We start from the raw sequence: 20,479 nt of genomic DNA, 5'->3' as shown, positions 1-20,479 counted from the left end.
TTTTAAAACATTATCTGGATTTAGGGGACATAGTTTTATAAGCTATTCAAAATAGTGGTGTATGTTCTGTGTTAGGTTTTGAACAAATATTTTTTAATGTGTGTTTTGCAATCTAATTGATTTGATAGATCAAAATACTATTTTCTTCTCCCTGAACAACAAATTCGATATTAGGATCTTTATCTATATTGCCCATGCTTAGCACTGAGTTTCCATACACAGGAAAATTTGGAAAGAGCTCGGCATTACTATCATACAGGTACACTTTTTTTGCTTGTATATCGGTAATAGTAATGTAGATTTTGTCATTGATAAAATAGAGTTTAGGTTCTGTATATATACCAAAATCCAGTTCTACGGTTTTACCTTTGACAGAGAGTTTGTTTTCAGAAAAGGTTATCAATGTCTTATTGGTAGCAATTACTTGATTACCTTCTTGCAAACCTAGATTTTGTTTTATAGATGAGCCATCATTTTGTATTTGAATTAAATCTCCGCTTTTGGTGGTAGATGTAATTTTATCCAGATATGAATACCATTCGTTTTTAGAAAAATCAATTTTTTCTTTTACATCAATCCTTGTTTTTCCTAACCGGTCTAAAATAATGAGTTTTCCATCTTTTTCAGAAAGCAAAATATAATCTTTGGCTCCTATTCTAATATGTTTGGGGGGTAATATAAGATCTGTTTGCGTGCCCTTAAATCCAAATCCTTTTACAATATCCGCCTCGGCGTTATACATAGTAACTATATTTCCTTGGGTAATTAGGATGCGATATCGCTTACTTTTATCATAATCAAATAAGGCAAGTGGTTGTGTAATGGGTTTTTCAAATTTTTTCGGATATGGTTTTACATCTTTGCCATCCCGATCTACTAAATATAATGTACTTGAGGTATTAAATAATAATTGGTAGCGACCATTTTTATAAATATCGATTTGTTGAATATCCCCTAATATTTCACCGTCAATTTGTTTTTTCCAATAAATAGATCCTGTGTCAGAAATAAGGTATAAATTGTTTTTGACATCCTGCACAGCTACATCCATACCTTTGGTTCTGTGGTTTTTTACAAGGATCGGTTTGTTTAGGACTTTGTCTTCCAGGGTGGTAGAGGCTATTTGTGTTACAGATGTTGCAGCTCCTTCGGTTTTGTTTTTTTGTAAGGTACAATGAATATGAGCAAAATCATTTTCTTTAATAATTTGTATTACCCCTATCTGGTATCCTTCATCTTTAAGGTTTTGCCACTGCTCTGTATAGGTTTCGTCTGCGTTTTCTGCAATATATTGTTTTATGTTTTTAACAAAACCAACTATTAATATCGAAGATTCGCTAGCCAGATCTTTTACAGTGGTTTTATAATAATCTTGATTAAATAGCAGGGTTTGATTTAAAATATTGGCAATAATATCCCGAAGCGAATCTATAGTAGGGCCAAAAATCACGAACTCATCTTGAATAAAATAATATTTAGCCTCAAAATTTTTGACCAAAGGGCTTAGGGTATTAGAAAAAGAAGAAGGATTGTCGTAACTATAGATAGAAACATTTCTGTAGGTTTCTGTTTTTTTTTCTCCCAGATTTTCTTTAATGGTTTCTATATCCAAAACATTTAAAACTAAAGCATTTTCTTTTTCCAGAAAAATCATTCCAATCTCTGAAACATTAGACAATAAATCATCCAGATCTGTTGGGATATCCTCTGGGGCTCTGTCTTGCGCTTTGGATAAATTCTTTTTAAATACAGGATAATCATTATAAGTATACGATATAAATCCTTTTGCAGTAACAGGGGTAACTTTAGAGATTTTATTTTCCTGAGGTATTGTGTTATCAAAAATCCCTATAGTGCTGGATAAAGAGTCTTTTTCGATAGCAATACCGTCCAGATAGATTGCGTTTTGTTTTATTGTGGCATCGGCAGATATCCAACCGCTAAAGTTGCGCAGGGGTTTTAGGTCGGTATCAGGTAATAAGCTGTTGTGGATATTCTGTAGTTTTTTTCCGTTTAGTAATAAGGATAAAGTGTTTTCGGTACCCGAAACGTCATAAGCTTTTTGCAGATCTTCATCTATAGGCAAAGGAGCTGTGTGCATACGTATGGTATTTTCTATCAATAGTTGAGAGGATGACGCTATTAATACACTATCTTTTTTGGTGGCAAAGAATGTTTGATCGTTGGATGTTACTTTGTATATGGTGTGCCCCGAATAATTGATGGTTTCTACCTTCTTTGCAGATAAAGAATCTTTTTGGATTAAAGAAGGGGTTAATTTTGAAATATAGGTATATTCAAAATCGTTTTTTCCTAAAGGAGAAAAACACAATAAACCTTTTGCTTGATTTTTTTTGTCTAAAACAGAAAGACTTTTAAAATATTCAAAAAACTCCAGATTTTTATTTTTTTTAATAAAATCATTGTCTCTTAATTTGCTTACCGCACCTTCTAAATCATTTATTTTTATAACGATCTGACTATCTCTGGGGATATAATCCACCAAAGAACTGGATTGTTGTGATATGTCGTCACAAGAAATAGCAATAATAAGTAAAAGGATAGTAACTATTTTTTTCATTGTGCCAATGCGTTTTGTATTTCTGGATGGAGTTATCAAAATAAAAAATTCATTTTCCTGATTTAATACTCAAAATATAAATTAATATGTAATATTTTTCCTAAGTCCCAAAGATATAATTATTTAAGATCTAGTGCGAGTTGTTCGGGTAATAACCTAAAGCTTTTTCTATGGTATTTGGTAATACCATATTTACGTATTGCTTCTCGGTGCTCTGCGGTGGGGTATCCTTTGTTTTTTTTCCAGTTGTACATAGGGTATTCTAGGTGTATTTTTTCCATATAGGCATCTCTGTATGTTTTTGCCAAAACAGATGCTGCAGCAATATTCAAATACTTAGCATCTCCTTTAATAACGCAAGTATGTGGTATATTATGATATGCTTTAAAACGATTTCCGTCTACAATAATATGTTCTGGTTGTAGTTGTAATTGCTTTATTGCTTTTTGCATAGCAAGAATAGATGCATTAAGAATATTGATTTCATCGATCTCTTCCATAAAAACATGTGCAACACCGTAACTCAAAGAACAGTCTTCTAGTAAGGGTTTAAGACGGGCTCTTTTGGTTTCGCTTAGTTGTTTGGAGTCATTAAGGATAGGATTACTAAAATCATCCGGAAGTATTATCGCGGCCGCAGTGACTGGTCCTGCCAAACAACCTCGGCCAGCCTCATCGGTGCCACATTCGAGAATATCAGAATTTAATTTTAATTTAAGCATAACACGAAGATACAGTATGAATAGAATACCCGAAAATTATTTTTAAAAATTGAAAAGAAAGTTACCCTAAACAAACAATGAGTATTCTTTACTTTCGTTAAAAAAGTATATTTTTGCCACAGTTCAGCATTCTAATGAAAAAAAACATAGTATTCATAATCGCATTTCTATTTGTATCTATACTTTGGTCGCAAGATAGGAAATTAGGAGAAACAGAGCAAACCGGTATTGGTGCTCCAAATCCCCAAGAACCTAAACCATCCTTGAGAAGACCTAAGGATAAAAAGGAAAAACCACCTGTAACGGAGTATAAAATCATTACTATACAAAGTGATACTACATATTTGGATACTACACTATCTATACAAAAGGATTATAAGTTTAATTATCTGCGCAGGGATGATTTTGAGTTATTGCCAATACATAATGTAGGACAATCTTATAACAGCCTCGCCAAGCAAGAAGAAAAAAATCATTTATTACCTCTTTTTGGTGCCCGATCCAGGCATTTTAATTTTATGGAAGTGGAAGATATTAGATATTATCAAGTCCCTACGCCACTTACAGAGCTATATTTTAAAACTACTTTTGAGCAAGGACAACAACTGGATGCTTTTTTTACAGTAAATACCTCGCCACGCCTTAATCTGTCTATTGCATATAAGGGAGTGCGCTCTTTAGGAAAGTTTCAACATGCACTAACCAGTTCCGGAAATTTTAGAGCAACAGCAAGTTATGTAACCAAAAATGATCGCTATAAAGTACGTACGCATTTTGTTGCACAAGATTTGCTTAATCAAGAAAATGGGGGATTGTCTCCACAAGGTATAAATCAATATTTGGCACAAGCAGAATTTGTTGGAGAAGAAAGTGAGTTTAAAGACAGGGGATCCATATCTGTTAATTTTCAGGATGCAGAAAACAAACTTTTAGGCAAACGATTTTATTTGGATCATCAATTTGCTGTTCTTAAAAAAACAGATAGCACAGCTTTGGGTATATCCGTTGGGCATATTATGGATATAACCGATAAAAGGTACCTGTTTAATCAGGCAGCAATAGCCCCCAATAATCTTTTGGGAAAATCCTATGTAGGAGCAAATCTTTCAGATAATGTTGCCTTAGAGGATTTTACCAATCAAATGTTTTTAGAATTTAATAATAAATGGCTGGGTTCATTACGGGTATTAGGAGAAAATTCTAACTATAACTACGGGTATAACAGTATATTAACCAGGGCAGATGCTTCTGGTAACATAACAAATATTACAAACCGACTCAAAGGGGATGTCTACACTATAGGTGGAGAGTACAATAATACCTACAAAGGCTTTAATCTGTTTGCAGATGGCAAAACTATTGTTTCCGGGGATTTTAAAGGTACTTATTTTAATGCAGGTGCCAGTTATGATTGGAATGATAAATATGGTGTTTTAGCAAAAATAAGCTCTGGATCTGTAGCGCCAAATTATAATTTTTTACTCTATCAAAGTGATTATATAAATTATAACTGGCAAAATGATTTTAAGAATACAGAAACTAAAAAACTACAACTAACCCTTAAAGCCATGAAAATAGCAGAGTTAGAAGCAAGTTACTCTACTATAAAAAACTATTCTTATTTTACAAAAAATGCAGATTTAGCAATTGTTCCGTTGCAATATGCAAACAATATAGAAGTGTTGAAAGTAAAGCTTACTCAAGGTGTAAAATATTGGAAACTTGGTTTGGATAATACCATCATGTATCAAAATATACAAGGGGGGGATAATATATATAATGTGCCAGAATATGTAACCCGAAACAGTTTGTATTATGAAGATCATTGGTTTAAAAATAATGCCCTTTTTTTACAAGCAGGAGTAACCTTTAAATATTTTAGTGGATACAAAGCAGATGGATATGATCCTGTTTTGTCAGAGTTTTATGTGCAAAACGTCGAAGAAATTGGAAGTTACCCACAGTTTGATATCTTTTTTAATGGTAAAGTAAGACAAACCCGTATTTATTTTAAATTCGAAAACATAGGAGAAGCTTTTCAACAAAACAATGAGTTTTCTGCTCCTGGATATGCTACCCGAGATGCGGTATTACGTTTTGGTTTGGTATGGAATTTCTTTTTGTAGAACCGCAAATTATTTTAAAAACTTGAATATTTGAGAAAGAAAATTGTTTTGATTTGAAAATCTGGAAATATAATAATTAGTACAGAACCATAAAAATCTTAAAACATAACATAAACTTCTTACTTAGCATAAAATAATTAATAAACTGTCCGGGGTTTGGCATGGATTTGTCAGCACCTTTTTTTTAATTTTTTTAATTCACTTTTCGCAGCATTCAAAAGCATGGTCAGATTCTTTTTTTGGGCAGCACTTTTTGAATTGGATAAATCCTCTGTAGTGCGATAAATTAATGATTCACAATATTTAATTTTATTTTCAGTCGGTAATTTTGAGATTATGGTATTGTATAAATTATCTATACAAGTTAACGGTTTTTTGGGGCGTTTGTAAAATAAAAACATTTAATACATTAGTTTAAGTTTTATGAAATTTTCATTATTAAAACTGACTATAGGCTATGCTATATACTATCAAATTTCATTCCTAAGTACTATAAAAAGCGTTAAAGTATTGTGTAAAGATTAGATTTGATTTTTTAGGTTATATGTTATATTTAAAATAGTAATTTGCAAGATGTTGATAATAAAAGAAATACAGAGTTTAAGTGTTAAATTAGTATTTTGCTGTTATTTTCATTCCTATAAATGGTATTTTTAGTAATCCTAACCTACATCATTCTTTTTTTGAATATATATATAATAACTTTTTTGTTGTTTGCTCAAGAGTCCGCGCCTGCAAATACAATACTCCAAAATATATTAGGGGTTATGGTTACAGTAGGAGTGGTTTTAATCTGTATATACTATATTTTACGATATATAGAGTCAATTTATGTAAAACATAGAAAGAAACCTTATTTTATTCATTTTTATCCTACTCTCAGGAAATTACCAATCCATTTGCAGAAAATTTTGGAAGAGAATGATTTTTACAAGTCTTTAGGCAAAAAAAGGAAACGGTATTTTATGCATAGGACAGTTAGGTTTTTAGAAGAAACTAATTTTGCCGGCAGAGAAGGTTTAGCAGTTAATGATTTCATGCGTATGCAAATAGCGATAATGGTAACCAAACTTACTTTTGGAATGCGACATTATTTACTAGACTATTTAAGAACTATAGTGTTGTACCCGTCATCATTTTATTCTATTTTAAACCAAACCGAAAACATTGGAGAGTATAATCCGGGATCCAAAGCTCTGGTTCTGTCCTGGAAGGATTTTCAAAAAGGAAATTTGCATCAGGATAAAGGAAAAAGCCTTGGTATACACGAGATAACACATGCTATTCATTATAATTCTATTAAGAACAGTAATATTAGTAGTGAGATTTTTTATGATACATTTTTGATGTTAGAAAAATATTTAGGATCTACAGAGTTACGAAACAGGATTGTACAAACAAAGATATTGAGAGATTATGCATATACCGATAAATTTGAGTTTATAGCTGTTCTTGTCGAGGTATTTATGGAGTCCCCAAAAGAATTAAAAAGTAAATTTCCTCAAATCTATACGTATGTTTTGCAAATGCTTAATTTTAGATATTTTGAAGAATAATATAAATTTCATTATAAAGAAACGATTATCTTTATAGCAAAAATAATTTAATTACTTATTTTATATGGAAGAATTTCAGCAAATACTACCTGTTAGTTCCCTTACTGACGAAAAAAGAGTAGCGTTTTATAAAAAAACATATACTCATCTTGCTATGGCCGTTTTACTTTTTGTAATTGTAGAATGGGTGTTTTTTCAGATAGAACCTTTAGTAAATTTTGCCTTTTCTATGACCCAAGGCTGGAGATGGCTACTTATGTTGGGAGGTTTTATGCTAGCTACCAATTATGCAGAAAAAATGGCTTTTAAAAACCATAATATAAACCAGCAATATTTGGGTTTGTTGATTTATGTAATTGCCGAAGCATTTATTTTTATACCTCTTATTGGTATGGCAATGATGATTGCAGAAAGCGGAGGAGTTAACATCCTTAATCAGGCTGCAATTTTAACTTTATCTCTTTTTACAGGCCTGTCAGCAGTTGTTTTGGTTACCAAAAAAGATTTTTCATTCTTAAAATCGATGCTGGCTATTGGTTTTTTTATTGCTTTAGGATTGATTATAGCAGGGATGATTTTTGGATTTGATATGGGGCTTTGGTTTAGTGCAGGGATGGTTGTGTTGGCATCTGGATCTATTTTATACCAAACTTCAAACATGGTGCATAAATATTCCGAAGATCAATATGTAGGAGCATCATTAGGATTGTTTGCATCACTAATGCTATTGTTTTGGTACATATTGAGCATCTTGTCCAGAGAATGATTGAAGATATATACTATAGTAAAGCCAGGTAATTTACCTGGCTTTTTAGTTTAAATGCTTTTCGCTAATTGATTTTAAAATTCTTTTAGCATGAATTTTTGAGTTTTCTATGAACCAAAGGTGTGTATCCATCCCCCCGCATATTACCCCTGCCAGATATAGGTTTTTTATATTGGTTTCCATGGTTTCTTCAATATATTGAGGATGTAGTTTTTTATCTTTAGAAAGTTGAATACCTGTTCTTTGTAAGAACTCAAAATTGGGTTTGTATCCTGTTAAGGCTAATACATAATCATTAGGAATACTTAATTCCCCTTCTGGTGTTTGGAAGTTCATTGTTTCAGGTAATATTTTTTTTACTACAGCATTATAGTACACTTTAATATTGCCTTCTTTGATACGATTTTCTATATCTGGTTTTACCCAGTATTTTACTCTTTTTCCAATTTCTGATCCACGAATAAGCATAGTAACATCTGCACCTTTTCTATAACACTCTAACGCCGCATCAACAGCAGAATTACTGGCTCCGATAATTGCCAATTTTTGTTTTGCAAAAAAATAAGGATCTTTATAATAATGAAAAACTTTTGACAAATCTTCTCCCGGAACATCTATAGTATTGGGAATGTCGTAAAATCCGGTAGCAATAATTATATAAGAAGAAGTATAGCTGTTTTTGTTGGTTTCAATATAAAAAATATCCTTCCTTTTGTTTATGGTATCAACTTTTTCAAATAACTTAATTTTTAAGTCATTATAAGTTACAATTCTTCTGTAGTACTCTAATGCCTCATTTCTTTTTGGCTTTGTTTCATTACTAATGAACGGGATTCCATCTATTTCCAGTTTTTCTGAAGATGAAAAAAACTGCATGGTAAGCGGGTAATTATATAAGGAATTGGTGATAGTGCCTTTTTCAATAATAAGGTAGTCAATACCTTTTTTCTTTGCTTCTAAGGCACAAGCGATACCAATAGGGCCACCTCCCACAATAATCAAATCCGTATGTGTCATCAAAAAAATATTTGTTGTTTTGTGATTTCTGTAAAGCTCTTGTTATTAAAATTTCTGTATCAAAAAATGCAAGCTTATATAATAAGAGCTTGCATTTTGTACAGATGATAATCTTTGTTTTTGTTTTAAAACTTATGCGGTTATAATCTCTTTCAATTCTTTGATAGTTTGAGTGGGGTTATGGCTTTTAAAAACAAAACTTCCGGCAACCAGTACATCTGCTCCTGCATCGATTAGCTCCTTAGCATTTTTACTGGTAACACCTCCATCAATTTCTATGATAGTACTAGCATTTTTTTGTGTAATGATCTCGCGTAGCTGGATGATTTTTTTATAGGTGTTCTCAATAAATGATTGTCCACCAAATCCCGGATTTACACTCATGATACATACCAAATCTATATCATTGATAACATCTTCCAAAAGGTTTACGCTGGTGTGTGGGTTGATGGCAACCCCGGCTAGCATTCCTTCGGCTTTAATTGCTTGTAGGGTTCTGTGTAAATGTGTACAAGCTTCATAATGCACGGTTAAAATGTTACTGCCCAAATCAGCAAATGTTTTAATATATCTATCGGGATCAACAATCATTAAATGTACATCAATGGTTTTATTTGCGTGTTTTACTATATCGCGCAAAACAGGCATGCCAAAAGAAATATTAGGAACAAAAACGCCATCCATAATATCTATATGAAACCAATCGGCCTCACTATTGTTAATCATTTCTACATCGCGTTGTAAATTAGCAAAATCTGCTGCCAGTACGGAAGGGGCAATACGTTTTAAAGCCATAAAAAGTGTTGTTTACGGCAAAAATACTATTTAAGTTTTAAATATCGTATTAAGTAAGCTTCATAATTTTTTTGGTTAGATAAGAGATACTGTCAAAATGTTCCGGGTTATTTGTTTTTTCTTTTTTTTAAAATAAATGTAATTCTTTATGGTTATAATGATCAGATATTACAGTAAATGAAGAACTGTATTCAGAAAAAGAATTTGCTATTATTTCTTTACCCAACATTTTAATGATATTATAATGCCTCCCATCTTTTTTATTTTATCAAAGATCGTTTTTACAAGAATATCTTCTCCTTCAAGGATTTGAAAAAAACCATCAGAGTGTACTAGTGTCCCGGTAATGTTTAAGGTGTTATTATTAGTTCTTACAAAATCCATAAGTTTTACTATGTCATAACCAGACACTTGTGGGTTAACTGTACTAACATAACGGATTACAATCTCATGATGATTTTGTTAAAAGAGTCTTGCTTAAAGATATGTATTTTGGGATTAAATTACTAGGCTATTCTAGCTTCGGGTATAAAAAAATGACATTTAATTGTTTGTTTTTCAAGTATTTATTGGTTTTTGTGAAATTATTATGGGTTGCTATAAAAAAAACCTCCGGTAATCAGCCGGAGGTCATTCATCAATCAAAAAACGAACAGTTATGTTATAAAACTGTTTGTAACTGCAATTTAGGAATTTATCCTAAATAAGTTTTCAATATTTTACTTCTGGAAGTGTGTTTTAATCTTCGTATTGCTTTTTCTTTAATCTGTCTTACACGTTCACGGGTTAAGTCAAATGTTTCTCCAATTTCTTCAAGAGTCATTGGGTGTTGATCCCCAAGACCAAAATATAATCTTATTACATCTGCTTCTCTGGGAGTTAATGTTTCTAATGCACGTTCTATTTCTGTTCTTAGAGATTCATGCAGTAACGTTCTGTCTGGGTTTGGAGATTCGCCAGAGTTAAGTACATCATATAGGTTAGAATCTTCTCCTTCAACAAGTGGAGCGTCCATACTTACGTGACGACCAGAGTTTTTCATAGACTCTTTAACATCGTTGATAGTCATATCCAATTCTTTTGCAATTTCTTCTGCGCTTGGCGGGCGCTCATGAGATTGCTCTAAGAAGGCATAAGTTTTATTGATCTTGTTGATTGACCCAATTTTGTTTAATGGTAAACGAACAATACGGGATTGTTCTGCCAAAGCTTGTAAGATAGATTGACGAATCCACCATACTGCATAAGATATAAATTTGAATCCTCTGGTTTCATCAAAACGTTTAGCAGCTTTGATTAATCCCAAGTTACCTTCGTTTATTAAATCCGGAAGTGTAAGTCCTTGGTTTTGATATTGTTTTGCAACAGATACTACGAATCTAAGGTTGGCCTTTGTTAACTTTTCAAGGGCTCTTTCATCTCCTGCTTTAATACGTTGGGCCAATTCTACTTCTTCATCTGCCGTAATAAGATCTACTTTCCCTATTTCTTGCAAATACTTATCTAGCGATGCAGTTTCACGATTCGTTACCTGCTTCGTAATTTTAAGTTGTCTCATCTATTTTTACCTTGAAATTTAATTATGAATATTATGGGGCCTTTATCTTTTATACGTAAGATGTTATATAAATGTTACAAACATGAAAGTCTTTTTTTTAAATTTATATAAAAAGCAACTTTAGGAGATTGATTTTTTAGGGAGTTATACCAGTTGTATTTTGAATTTGCAGGAAAATAGAATCAGATGTTTTTTTAATATTCAAGGCAAAAAGCTTGTGCGGACTTGGTATGGTATCAAGCATAGCACTTGTACAGGGCTAAGATTGTTATGTTTAATTTTTATTTTGAAGCGCATGCGAAAAAGAAAATTTTATTACAATAAACCCAAAATGCAAATAGTATTCAATTTAATTATATCAAATTAGTTATGAAATGTCGTGTGAAAAACGAAATTGCTTTTTTGTTTTTATACGCTGTGATTGATTTGTATAGCGATAGCTATGGAAATCACGAACAAGAAAATAAAACAGGAAATGAATAATACCAATTTACTTTCTAATGACGTATTAAATAGTTTTTTCTCCATTTTTTTGTTAAGATATGTTATCGTAACCAAAGCTATAGCTAAATCGTTATAATTTGTCATATTTTTTTGTATTTTGTAGTATGGCATATTCATTAGATTTCCGGCGACAAGTATTTAAGGTGAAGCAAAAAGAAAAACTTACTTTTCAAGAATTAAGTGACCGTTTTGATATTCCTATCAGAACACTTTTTAGATGGCAAAGCCGTATTGAACCTAAGACCCAACGCAACAAGCCAGCTACAAAAGTTGATATGGAATCATTAGCCCAAGATGTCAAGGATCATCCTGATCTATATCAGTATGAGCGAGCAAAGAAGTTTGGGGTAAGTCAAAGTACTATCTTCTACGCTTTAAAGCGTTTACAGATCAGTAATAAAAAAAACGTTGTTCCATCCTAAGGCTGATTGGTTGTCCAGGTTATTATTTCAACTCAAGATATTTCGTTACGAGTTTGTGGTTTTATAAAAAAACCATCTTTAAGTTCTTTAAAGATGGTTTTTTTAGGATAAGATAAAAATAAAAGATTATTCTTCTCTTTTATTTTGTCTTGGTTTTCTGTCGTCTCTGGGCCTGTCTCCTTTTGGTTTGTCCCCTTCAGGTCTTGGAGGTCTGGGTAATAATGCTTTTCTGGAAACTTTTTCTTTACGTGTCCTTGGATCAATGCCAAAATATTTCACATCAAATATATCGCCCATTTTTACAACATCGCTAACATTTTCTGTACGTTCCCATGCTAATTCTGAAACATGAAGTAAAACTTCGTTTCCGGGAGCTTCTGTGTATTCTACAACCGCTCCAAAATCTAGCATTTTGATTACTTTAACTTCGTATATACTATTTACTACTGGTTTGAAAACAATAGAATCTATTTTTGCCAGAACAGCGTCAATTCCTTCCTGACTTGTTCCTAGTATTTCAACCAGTCCTTCTTCGGTAACCGGATCTTCATTGATAACAATAGTAGTTTTGGTTGCTTTTTGCAATTCCTGGATTACTTTTCCTCCAGGTCCAATTAAGGCACCTATATATTCTCCCGGAATTGTTCTTGTAACCATTTTAGGAGCATGTGCTTTTACCTGTGTATTCGGAGAAGCAATAGCTTCAGTTAATTTGCCTAAAATATGTATACGACCATTGGCAGCTTGCTTTAATGCATTTACTAATATCTCATAAGAAAGACCTTTTACTTTAATGTCCATCTGGCAAGCAGTAATACCATCTGCAGTACCAGTTACTTTAAAGTCCATGTCACCCAAATGGTCTTCATCTCCTAAAATATCAGATAAAACTGCGTATTTACCAGATTCACTATCTGAAATTAGCCCCATGGCAATACCTGAAACTGGTTTTTTTAATTGAACACCTGCGTCCATTAATGCCATAGTACCGGCACAAACAGTAGCCATAGAAGAAGAACCATTAGATTCTAATACTTCGGATACAACTCTTACAGTATACGGGCACTCCTCTGGGATCATTACCTTTAGTGCACGTTGTGCTAAGTTTCCGTGTCCTACTTCTCTGCGCGAGGTGCCTCGTATTGGTTTGGCTTCTCCTGTAGAAAATGGAGGGAAGTTGTAGTGAAGGTAAAATCTTTCTTCTCCTTCATAAGAAGGCATATCTATTTGATTAGCTTCTCTGGATGTTCCTAATGTTACTGTAGCTAATGCCTGAGTTTCACCTCTTGTGAATATAGCAGAGCCATGAGTAGAGGGTAAGTAATCTATTTCGCACCAAATTGGTCTGATCTCATCGGTTTTACGACCATCTAATCGTAACCCTTCATTTAAAGTAAGGTCACGAATAGCAGCTTTTTCTGCTTTAGAATAATATTTGGATACCAAATCCCCAAAGTCTTCTAGCTCTTCTTCAGAAAAAGTAGCTGTTATTTCTTCTTGTATTTCTGAAAAAGCTAAACCACGTTCTTTTTTTGAAGAACCAGCTTTGGCAACAGTATATACTTTTTCGTATGCCAAATCATGAATTTTCTTAGCTAAATCTTCATCTTCTCTTTCTGATTCATATTCTCTGGTTTCTTTTTTTCCAAAGGCTTCAGCTAATCTTATTTGGGCAGCACATTGTATTTTTATATGCTCATGAGCAAATTTGATGGCTTCTACCATCTCTTCTTCACTGATTTCTTTCATTTCACCTTCCACCATCATCACAGAATCTGCAGAAGCACCAATCATCATATCGATGTCTGATTCTTCTAATTGCGCTCGGGTTGGGTTGATGATAAATTCACCATTTATACGACCTACACGAGCTTCTGAAATTGGGCATTCAAAAGGAAAATCAGATAGCTGTATTGCTGCAGATGCTGCCAGTCCTGCCATTGCATCCGGCATAACATCATCATCATGAGACATTAATTGGATCATCACTTGCGTTTCTGCATGATAATCTTTAGGAAACAATGGGCGTAATACACGGTCTACCAATCGCATAGTTAGCACTTCACCATCACTTGGTCTTGCTTCTCTTTTAAAGAATCCTCCAGGATAACGACCTGATGCTGCAAATTTTTCTCTGTAATCTACTGTTAATGGCAAAAAATCTACATCGCTTTGTTTGTAATTTGAAACAACTGTACATAGTAACATACATTTTCCTGATTGTACAACAACAGAGCCATGTGCTTGTTTTGCTAATTTTCCGGTTTCAATAGAGATTTCTCTACCATCACCAAGGTCAATGACCTCTTTGTAAACTTTTGGAATCATATTTTTTTGTTGATTCTAACCTATCGCTTTTATCAAAATGATAAAGCTTGATACGTTTAATTAAACATTGGTTTCCGTCTTACTCGGACGGACAAGGTTGTGTTGTTGTTGTAGTTGTACGACCAATGAAAAACTAAGGCATGCATTCCTGTTAATAAAGAGGAATGTTTTTTATTACAAAAACAAAAAAAGAGGCGTGAAGCCTCTCTTTTTATTACTTTCTTAATCCTAATTCTTTTACTATTGCACGGTATCTTAATATATCTTTTTTGATAAGATAATCTAATAGGTCTCTGCGTTTTCCTACTAATTTTACAAGAGAACGCTCTGTGTTAAAATCTTTACGATTGTTTTTTAAATGCTCGGTAAGATGTGTAATTCTGTGCGTAAACAATGCAATTTGACCTTCTGCAGAACCACTGTCATTTTTTCCTTTACCGTGCTTTGCGAAGATTTCTTCTTTAACTTCTTTCGTTAAATACATTCCAATATTATTTAAATGATTTTTATGTATATTCATAGCACTTTGCTATGAGCGTGCAAATATACTGTTTTTTGTTTTATAAATGTGTTTTGTCTAAAAAAACATAAAAGCTACGTGTTTTCAGAAAACATTTCTTTTTTACTTTTCAGGCTAATTAATTCATTAACGGGCGATTAAGAATCAAATTTAAGTACAGGTTTACTTTTTGTTTTAGCTCGTGCCTGGGGGTTATAAAATCTAAAAAGCCGTGCTCTTTTAAGAATTCTGCGGTTTGAAACCCTTCCGGAAGTTCTTTTCCTGTAGTGTCTCTTACTACACGAGGTCCTGCAAACCCAATTAATGCTCCCGGCTCTGCAATATTAATATCCCCTAACATTGCAAAGGATGCAGTAGTACCTCCTGTTGTTGGATCTGTACATAAAGATATATATGGTATTCCTGCATCTGCCAATTGTGCTAATTTTGCAGAGGTTTTTGCTAATTGCATTAGGGATAATGCTGCTTCCATCATACGGGCACCTCCTGATTTGGAGATAATCATAAGCGGGATTTTATGTTTCAAAGAATAATCTGCGGCTCTTGCAATTTTTTCTCCTACCACACTACCCATTGAACCCCCAATGAATGAAAAATCCATACAAGCAATAACCAAATCATTTCCGCAAGATTTTCCTACTGCTGTTCTTACGGCATCTTTTAGATTTGTTTTGTCTTGTGCCTCTTTAAGGCGATCTACATATTTCTTTTTGTCTTCAAATTTAAGAGGGTCCTTAGAGGTGATGCCTTTGTCTAATTCGGTAAATTTATTGTCATCAAATAAGATTTCAAAATATTCTTTACTTCCAATTCTTACATGATATCCGTCTTCCGGACTAACATAAAAGTTTTTTTCAAGTTGTTCTGCGTCTACAATTTTCCCTGTAGGGGATTTATACCAAAGCCCTTTAGGGACATCTTTCTTGTCTTCGGTAGCTGTTTGTATACCTTTTTGTGTTCTCTTAAACCAAGCCATAAAGTTATATTATATTAAAAAAGCCGAAACTTTATAAAAAAAGTTTCAGCTCTGGTTTCAGTATTTACAATGTATTTACATTGTTTAAGTCCTCAAATGCTTTTTTAAGACGAGTTTTAAAAGTGATTTCTCCTTCTCTTAACCATTTTCTTGGATCGTAATGTTTTTTGTTAGGTTCTTCGGCTCCTTCAGGATTACCTATTTGTGTTTTCAGATACTCGATATTGTTTACCATATAGTCGCGTATACCTTCGTTAAAAGCAAACTGTAAATCAGTGTCGATATTCATTTTGATAACTCCGTATCCAATAGCTTCTCTTATTTCTTCTATAGTAGAACCGCTCCCTCCATGAAATACAAAATCGATGTGGTTATGTCCAACTCCGTATTTTTCTGAAATAAATTCTTGAGAATTTTTAAGGATTTTAGGTGTTAACTTTACATTTCCGGGTTTGTATACGCCATGTACGTTTCCAAAAGCGGCAGCTATAGTAAATTTATCACTTATTTTACTCAATTCTTCATAGGCATACGCTACTTCTTCTGGTTGTGTGTATAATTTAGAATCGTCCACATCGCTATTGTCTACTCCATCTTCTTCTCCCCCTGTTATACCAAGTTCAATTTCCAAAGTCATTCCCATCTTGCTCATACGAGACAGGTATTCTTTACAGATTTCTATGTTTTCTTCAATTGGTTCTTCAGACAGGTCAATCATGTGCGAGCTATATAATGATTTTCCTGTTTCCGTATAAAATTTTTCTCCGGCATCTAATAAACCATCGATCCATGGAAGTAAATTTTTTGCACAGTGGTCAGTGTGCAAAATAACAGGTACTCCATAAGCTTCTGCCATTAAATGAACATGCTTGGCTCCGGCTATTCCTCCGGCTATAGCAGCTTTTTGGTTTTCATTAGACAATCCTTTTCCGGCATTAAAATGTGCTCCGCCATTAGAGAACTGAATAATAACAGGAGAGTTTAATTCTGCTGCAGTTTCTAAAACGGCATTGATCGAATTAGAACCGATGACATTGACAGCAGGTAATGCAAAAGCGTTTTCTTTTGCATATTTAAAAATAGCTTGCACCTGATCTCCTGTTGCAACTCCTGGTTTGATGTTGTGACTCATAATTTAGTTTTGGTTTATAAGCCTACAAAAATAGTAAAATTATACGGAAACTTATAGGAATAAAATAATCATTAAAGATAGAACAATGGCAGGTTATTGTTAATTATTATAAAATACAATTTTATGGTCAGGTATTATTGGTTTAAGATTAAAAAGGGTAGTTAATCCCAAAATTGTATACGGCTTTAGAAAACTGGTATCCTTTAAACCATCTTTGGTCTTTATCGTTGGCAGGATTGAAAGTTTTGAATCCAATATCAAGTCTTAAGACAAAAAAATTAAAGTCATATCGAAAACCTAATCCACTTCCTACTGCTATTTCCTGTAAGTCATTAAGCCCTGAAAATACGGCATCTTCATCTTCTACATTATCTAAAATATTCCAGATGTTTCCTGCATCAACAAACAAAGCGCCATGTAATGATCCTAATATATTGTATCGGTACTCCAGGTTTAACGCAATTTTCATATTGGCTTCATTAAACTGGTCTCTTCCTCCTGTACGTCCCGGGCCTAAATCATAAACCAGCCATGCACGGTTGTCGTTTGGTCCCCCACCAAAAAAACTTCTTGCAAAAGGTATACTGTTGGCATTGCCATAAGGTAGGGCTATTCCGCCAAAAGCTCTAAATGCGATTATGTTTTTTCTTTCTAAATCCCAGTGTTTTATATAATCTATTTCTGTTTTGATATACTGGGAAAATTCAACCCCAAATATTTCAAAACGTTTATTGGAGTTTTCTTTTAACCCGGATATTTTAGAGATAGAGCTTAAGATATTACCAGCTAGTTCAATTTTGGTTCTAAACCTTGAGTAATTTTCGTCATAAAGATTTTCTCTGTTGTTTTTTGTAAACGTGTAATTTGATGCAAAAATTAGGTTGTCTTCGGTTAAACGTACTTTTCGTTCATTAATATTTTGTATTTCCTTTAATTGATTTTGTGTTAGGTCGGGGTCAGGTTCTGATCCTAAGGATTGTGATATAAAACCATTTGCCCCGGATGGTGTGCTTAATATATTTGAGTTAGGCTCAGAAAAAAAAGGAGAATCAGGTTTAAGAACTTGAACAGCAATATCGTTTAATTTGTTAAACGAAGCATCATAAATATTAAAATAATTGCTGGTGTTTAAGTTTCTTACATACTGCGCGTTAATTAGGTCTAATCTGTTAGTGATAATATTACTTGGTTTCCAGTTATAGCCAAATATACCGGTAGCATTTTGTTTGTCTAACCCTATATTTTGTTGCACGTTTATTCCAAAAGTTAGATTAGTGGTTGGGGACATATATTTTGGAACAATTTTATTTGTTTTCAACGGAAAAAGTATCTTAGGAAAAGATAATCTTAGGTCAGTTCCTATTTCAGATATGTTAAAGAATTTTTGACCGCCATCAACTGCGTCACTAGAGGATCCGACGCTTCCTCTTGCAGAGATTTCTAAAATTTCTGCGCCGCCAAAAAGGTTTCGTACTAAAACAGAACCTCCAAACCCTATTCCAAATGCTTGAATATTTGAAGTAGAGACATCAAAATCTATATTTGTACTGTATTTTTTTTTGGGAGTAAGTAAAATGTTTGCAATAAGATCTTCTCCTTTGGGATCATTGGGATCACTATCAAATCTAATGCTGGGGTACTTAAAAGTTCTTAGGTTGTTGATTTGGTTATAAGTAAGGGTGCGATCTTTGTCTCTAAAGATTTCGCCGGGAGTTATTAATACAGAATTAGCAATTGCTTTGCGGGTAAACTTTATTTTTTCATAAGCAAAAATGTTATAGCCTTTATAGCTAGTACTGTCTTTGGGTTTTTGATTTCGGTTTTGGTAAGAGTAATCTGTAAAAATATTTACTTTACTTATTTTATGTACCTTAAAAGGAATTCGGGTGCTAGAATCGCCTATTGTTACAGGGCGGTTTTTTATAAGCATATTCAGATTTACCTTGTGGTTTGTATTAATGGTATCTGCATCAAATTTGATGAATTCTTTTTCGAAATGGAATAGCCCCGAATTGCGATATAGCGAAGTAATCCTTTCTCTTTCAGATTCTATGTCCAAAGTTTTGTACTGTTTGCCAGAAACAATAGAAGACTTGTTTACATGTAGCTTGTATATAGAATCTGCAACTCTGGATTCGATCTTTGTACTTAAGGAATCTATAAAATATGGTTGATTTGGTTTTACATAGTAATCTACTGTTGCGGTCTTGTCGTTTTTTTTGTTGACCTTGTAATCTGTCTCGATATTAAACCAGCCATTGTTCCAGTAATATGCCTGTAGCCTTCTGATGGATCGTTTTATTTTAGATTCATTAATAATAGCAGGAGGTTCACCGGTACTTTTCAGCCATTCGTTAATTCTGGATAATCCAACCCCCAATCGATCGACCTGTTTTTTGGAAAGAAAACTTACGATTCGGTTTTCGCGATTCGGTTTTCGGGTCAACCAATCTTTATATAAAGAATCTTGATTTACACTGGCAAGATTATATATATGCAGCCTGATAGGGATTCCTAAAAGTTTAATATTGGGTTTTTGAAAAAGTTGATTGTAGAGCTTTGGATCCTTGGATTTGATGCTGTCTACAAAAATCGTGCTCTTTTTCAATAAAAAATCCTGCCCCTTAACTCTTTTTGTCGCATTACACGAAAATAAAAAGATGGTAGTTAGGGTAATTAATAATATTTTTGTCACAAAGTGTTTCAATCCTTATTTATTATTGATTCAAAAATACACTATTTGTATGGTTAGCAAAAACCAAAAGAAACTAATAAAAAGTTTATATCAAAAAAAATACCGAAAACAACATGGATTATTTGTTGCTGAAGGTAAAAAAGTAATAAATGAGCTTTTGGAAGAAGGATTAAAGCTTCACACTCTTTTTACTACCAAGGATATTTTTGATATTGATCTTGCGCATAAATATATCATTACAGAGGAAGAATTAAAACAAATTAGTTTTTTAACAACTCCCCAAATGGCATTAGCTGTATTTTATATTCCCCATAGCAGTGGCATTGAAGATAATGGGTTGGTTTTGGTATTAGATGATATTCGGGATCCTGGTAATTTAGGAACTATGATTCGTTTATGTGATTGGTTTGGGGTTAAGGATTTAGTTTGTTCTATGCAAACAGTAGATTGTTACAATCCAAAAGTGATTCAGGCAACTATGGGATCGATTACCCGGGTAAATATTAATTATACAGATCTAAAAGATTTTTTGGCAACAAAAACTAAAGATATTAAGGTGTATGGCACTTTTATGGAAGGCAAGTCTGTTTATGAAGAGAAACTGCCTAAAAATGCTATTGTTATAATGGGGAATGAAGCAAATGGAATTTCTGAAGATGTTCAAAACCTTATTGATAACAGGATAACTATACCACAATTTGGAACAAATCAAAAAACAGAAAGCCTTAATGTAGCTACGGCAACTGCAATTGTTTTAAGCGAATTTAAAAGGTCTTGAAAA

General features: G+C 33.1%; 16 protein-coding genes. 5 read left to right on the top strand and 11 right to left on the bottom strand.

Annotation, left to right across the window (positions count from 1 at the left end; all coding sequences use genetic code 11):
- Positions 1-112: 112 nt before the first annotated feature.
- The gene (locus ACZIYX_RS13185) at positions 113-2,581 is read right to left on the bottom strand and encodes a hypothetical protein (RefSeq protein ID WP_462682711.1); all 2,469 of its coding nucleotides are present in this window, start codon (positions 2,579-2,581) and stop codon (positions 113-115) included.
- Between the two features lie 119 nt (positions 2,582-2,700).
- Complete coding sequence (locus ACZIYX_RS13180) at positions 2,701-3,303, bottom strand: ribonuclease HII (RefSeq protein ID WP_462682710.1); 603 nt, start codon at positions 3,301-3,303, stop codon at positions 2,701-2,703.
- A 134-nt stretch (positions 3,304-3,437) separates the two neighbouring features.
- On the opposite strand from ACZIYX_RS13180, the gene ACZIYX_RS13175 reads away from it, so the two are divergent.
- The 3 genes from ACZIYX_RS13175 (at position 3,438) to ACZIYX_RS13165 (ending at position 7,751) form a co-directional block, all read left to right on the top strand.
- A complete protein-coding gene (locus ACZIYX_RS13175) occupies positions 3,438-5,429 on the top strand; it encodes a putative porin (RefSeq protein WP_462682709.1) in 1,992 nt (663 codons plus the stop codon).
- Between the two features lie 644 nt (positions 5,430-6,073).
- On the top strand, positions 6,074-6,985 hold the full coding sequence (locus tag ACZIYX_RS13170) for a zinc-dependent peptidase (RefSeq protein ID WP_462682708.1): 912 nt from the start codon (positions 6,074-6,076) through the stop codon (positions 6,983-6,985).
- Between the two features lie 64 nt (positions 6,986-7,049).
- Complete coding sequence (locus ACZIYX_RS13165; protein ID WP_462682707.1) at positions 7,050-7,751, top strand: Bax inhibitor-1/YccA family protein; 702 nt, start codon at positions 7,050-7,052, stop codon at positions 7,749-7,751.
- Between the two features lie 45 nt (positions 7,752-7,796).
- Here ACZIYX_RS13165 and ACZIYX_RS13160 read toward each other — a convergent pair whose 3' ends face one another.
- The 4 genes from ACZIYX_RS13160 to ACZIYX_RS13145 form a co-directional block, all read right to left on the bottom strand.
- Positions 7,797-8,768 carry a YpdA family putative bacillithiol disulfide reductase gene (locus ACZIYX_RS13160; RefSeq protein ID WP_462682706.1) on the bottom strand — a complete coding sequence of 324 codons (972 nt, stop codon included), beginning with the start codon at positions 8,766-8,768 and terminating at the stop codon, positions 7,797-7,799.
- A 132-nt stretch (positions 8,769-8,900) separates the two neighbouring features.
- Positions 8,901-9,563, bottom strand: coding sequence for a ribulose-phosphate 3-epimerase (rpe, locus tag ACZIYX_RS13155; protein ID WP_462682705.1), 663 nt, complete (start codon positions 9,561-9,563; stop codon positions 8,901-8,903).
- Positions 9,564-9,773: 210 nt separating this feature from the next.
- Positions 9,774-10,004 (bottom strand): BLUF domain-containing protein, encoded by a 231-nt coding sequence (locus tag ACZIYX_RS13150; RefSeq protein ID WP_462682739.1) that lies wholly within the window; start codon positions 10,002-10,004, stop codon positions 9,774-9,776.
- Between the two features lie 253 nt (positions 10,005-10,257).
- Complete coding sequence (locus ACZIYX_RS13145) at positions 10,258-11,121, bottom strand: sigma-70 family RNA polymerase sigma factor (protein ID WP_024772554.1); 864 nt, start codon at positions 11,119-11,121, stop codon at positions 10,258-10,260.
- 608 nt (positions 11,122-11,729) lie between these two features.
- Between ACZIYX_RS13145 and ACZIYX_RS13140 the strand changes: the two genes are divergently transcribed.
- Entirely contained in the window at positions 11,730-12,047 is a 318-nt protein-coding gene (locus ACZIYX_RS13140) for an IS630 transposase-related protein (protein WP_462682704.1), read from the top strand.
- 126 nt (positions 12,048-12,173) lie between these two features.
- On the opposite strand, the gene ACZIYX_RS13135 is transcribed toward ACZIYX_RS13140, so the two are convergent.
- From ACZIYX_RS13135 to tamL, 5 genes are all read right to left on the bottom strand, one after another.
- Positions 12,174-14,375, bottom strand: coding sequence for a polyribonucleotide nucleotidyltransferase (locus ACZIYX_RS13135; protein WP_462682703.1), 2,202 nt, complete (start codon positions 14,373-14,375; stop codon positions 12,174-12,176).
- Positions 14,376-14,589: 214 nt separating this feature from the next.
- Positions 14,590-14,859 carry a 30S ribosomal protein S15 gene (rpsO, locus tag ACZIYX_RS13130; protein WP_462682738.1) on the bottom strand — a complete coding sequence of 90 codons (270 nt, stop codon included), beginning with the start codon at positions 14,857-14,859 and terminating at the stop codon, positions 14,590-14,592.
- Positions 14,860-15,013: 154 nt separating this feature from the next.
- A complete protein-coding gene (accD, locus tag ACZIYX_RS13125) occupies positions 15,014-15,871 on the bottom strand; it encodes an acetyl-CoA carboxylase, carboxyltransferase subunit beta (protein ID WP_462682702.1) in 858 nt (285 codons plus the stop codon).
- A 64-nt stretch (positions 15,872-15,935) separates the two neighbouring features.
- Positions 15,936-17,003, bottom strand: a complete 1,068-nt coding sequence (gene fbaA / locus ACZIYX_RS13120; protein ID WP_462682701.1) for a class II fructose-bisphosphate aldolase — start codon at positions 17,001-17,003, stop codon at positions 15,936-15,938.
- A 148-nt stretch (positions 17,004-17,151) separates the two neighbouring features.
- A complete protein-coding gene (gene tamL / locus ACZIYX_RS13115) occupies positions 17,152-19,698 on the bottom strand; it encodes a translocation and assembly module lipoprotein TamL (RefSeq protein ID WP_462682700.1) in 2,547 nt (848 codons plus the stop codon).
- A 49-nt stretch (positions 19,699-19,747) separates the two neighbouring features.
- Here tamL and ACZIYX_RS13110 point away from each other — a divergent pair, with 49 nt between their 5' ends.
- On the top strand, positions 19,748-20,476 hold the full coding sequence (locus ACZIYX_RS13110) for a TrmH family RNA methyltransferase (RefSeq protein ID WP_462682699.1): 729 nt from the start codon (positions 19,748-19,750) through the stop codon (positions 20,474-20,476).
- Positions 20,477-20,479 lie beyond the last annotated feature (3 nt).

The organism is Aquimarina sp. (genome assembly GCF_977115655.1).
This window is presented reverse-complemented; position numbering and strand designations above follow the sequence as displayed.

Bases quoted from the DNA above. Each gene is read 5' to 3' on its own strand.
- ACZIYX_RS13185 (WP_462682711.1), bottom strand. From the start codon at position 2,581: ATGAAAAAAATAGTTACTATCCTTTTACTTATTATTGCTATTTCTTGT.
- ACZIYX_RS13180 (WP_462682710.1), bottom strand. From the start codon at position 3,303: ATGCTTAAATTAAAATTAAATTCTGATATTCTCGAATGTGGCACCGAT.
- ACZIYX_RS13175 (WP_462682709.1), top strand. From the start codon at position 3,438: ATGAAAAAAAACATAGTATTCATAATCGCATTTCTATTTGTATCTATA.
- ACZIYX_RS13170 (WP_462682708.1), top strand. From the start codon at position 6,074: ATGGTATTTTTAGTAATCCTAACCTACATCATTCTTTTTTTGAATATA.
- ACZIYX_RS13165 (WP_462682707.1), top strand. From the start codon at position 7,050: ATGGAAGAATTTCAGCAAATACTACCTGTTAGTTCCCTTACTGACGAA.
- ACZIYX_RS13160 (WP_462682706.1), bottom strand. From the start codon at position 8,768: ATGACACATACGGATTTGATTATTGTGGGAGGTGGCCCTATTGGTATC.
- rpe (WP_462682705.1), bottom strand. From the start codon at position 9,563: ATGGCTTTAAAACGTATTGCCCCTTCCGTACTGGCAGCAGATTTTGCT.
- ACZIYX_RS13145 (WP_024772554.1), bottom strand. From the start codon at position 11,121: ATGAGACAACTTAAAATTACGAAGCAGGTAACGAATCGTGAAACTGCA.
- ACZIYX_RS13140 (WP_462682704.1), top strand. From the start codon at position 11,730: ATGGCATATTCATTAGATTTCCGGCGACAAGTATTTAAGGTGAAGCAA.
- ACZIYX_RS13135 (WP_462682703.1), bottom strand. From the start codon at position 14,375: ATGATTCCAAAAGTTTACAAAGAGGTCATTGACCTTGGTGATGGTAGA.
- rpsO (WP_462682738.1), bottom strand. From the start codon at position 14,859: ATGTATTTAACGAAAGAAGTTAAAGAAGAAATCTTCGCAAAGCACGGT.
- accD (WP_462682702.1), bottom strand. From the start codon at position 15,871: ATGGCTTGGTTTAAGAGAACACAAAAAGGTATACAAACAGCTACCGAA.
- fbaA (WP_462682701.1), bottom strand. From the start codon at position 17,003: ATGAGTCACAACATCAAACCAGGAGTTGCAACAGGAGATCAGGTGCAA.
- ACZIYX_RS13110 (WP_462682699.1), top strand. From the start codon at position 19,748: ATGGTTAGCAAAAACCAAAAGAAACTAATAAAAAGTTTATATCAAAAA.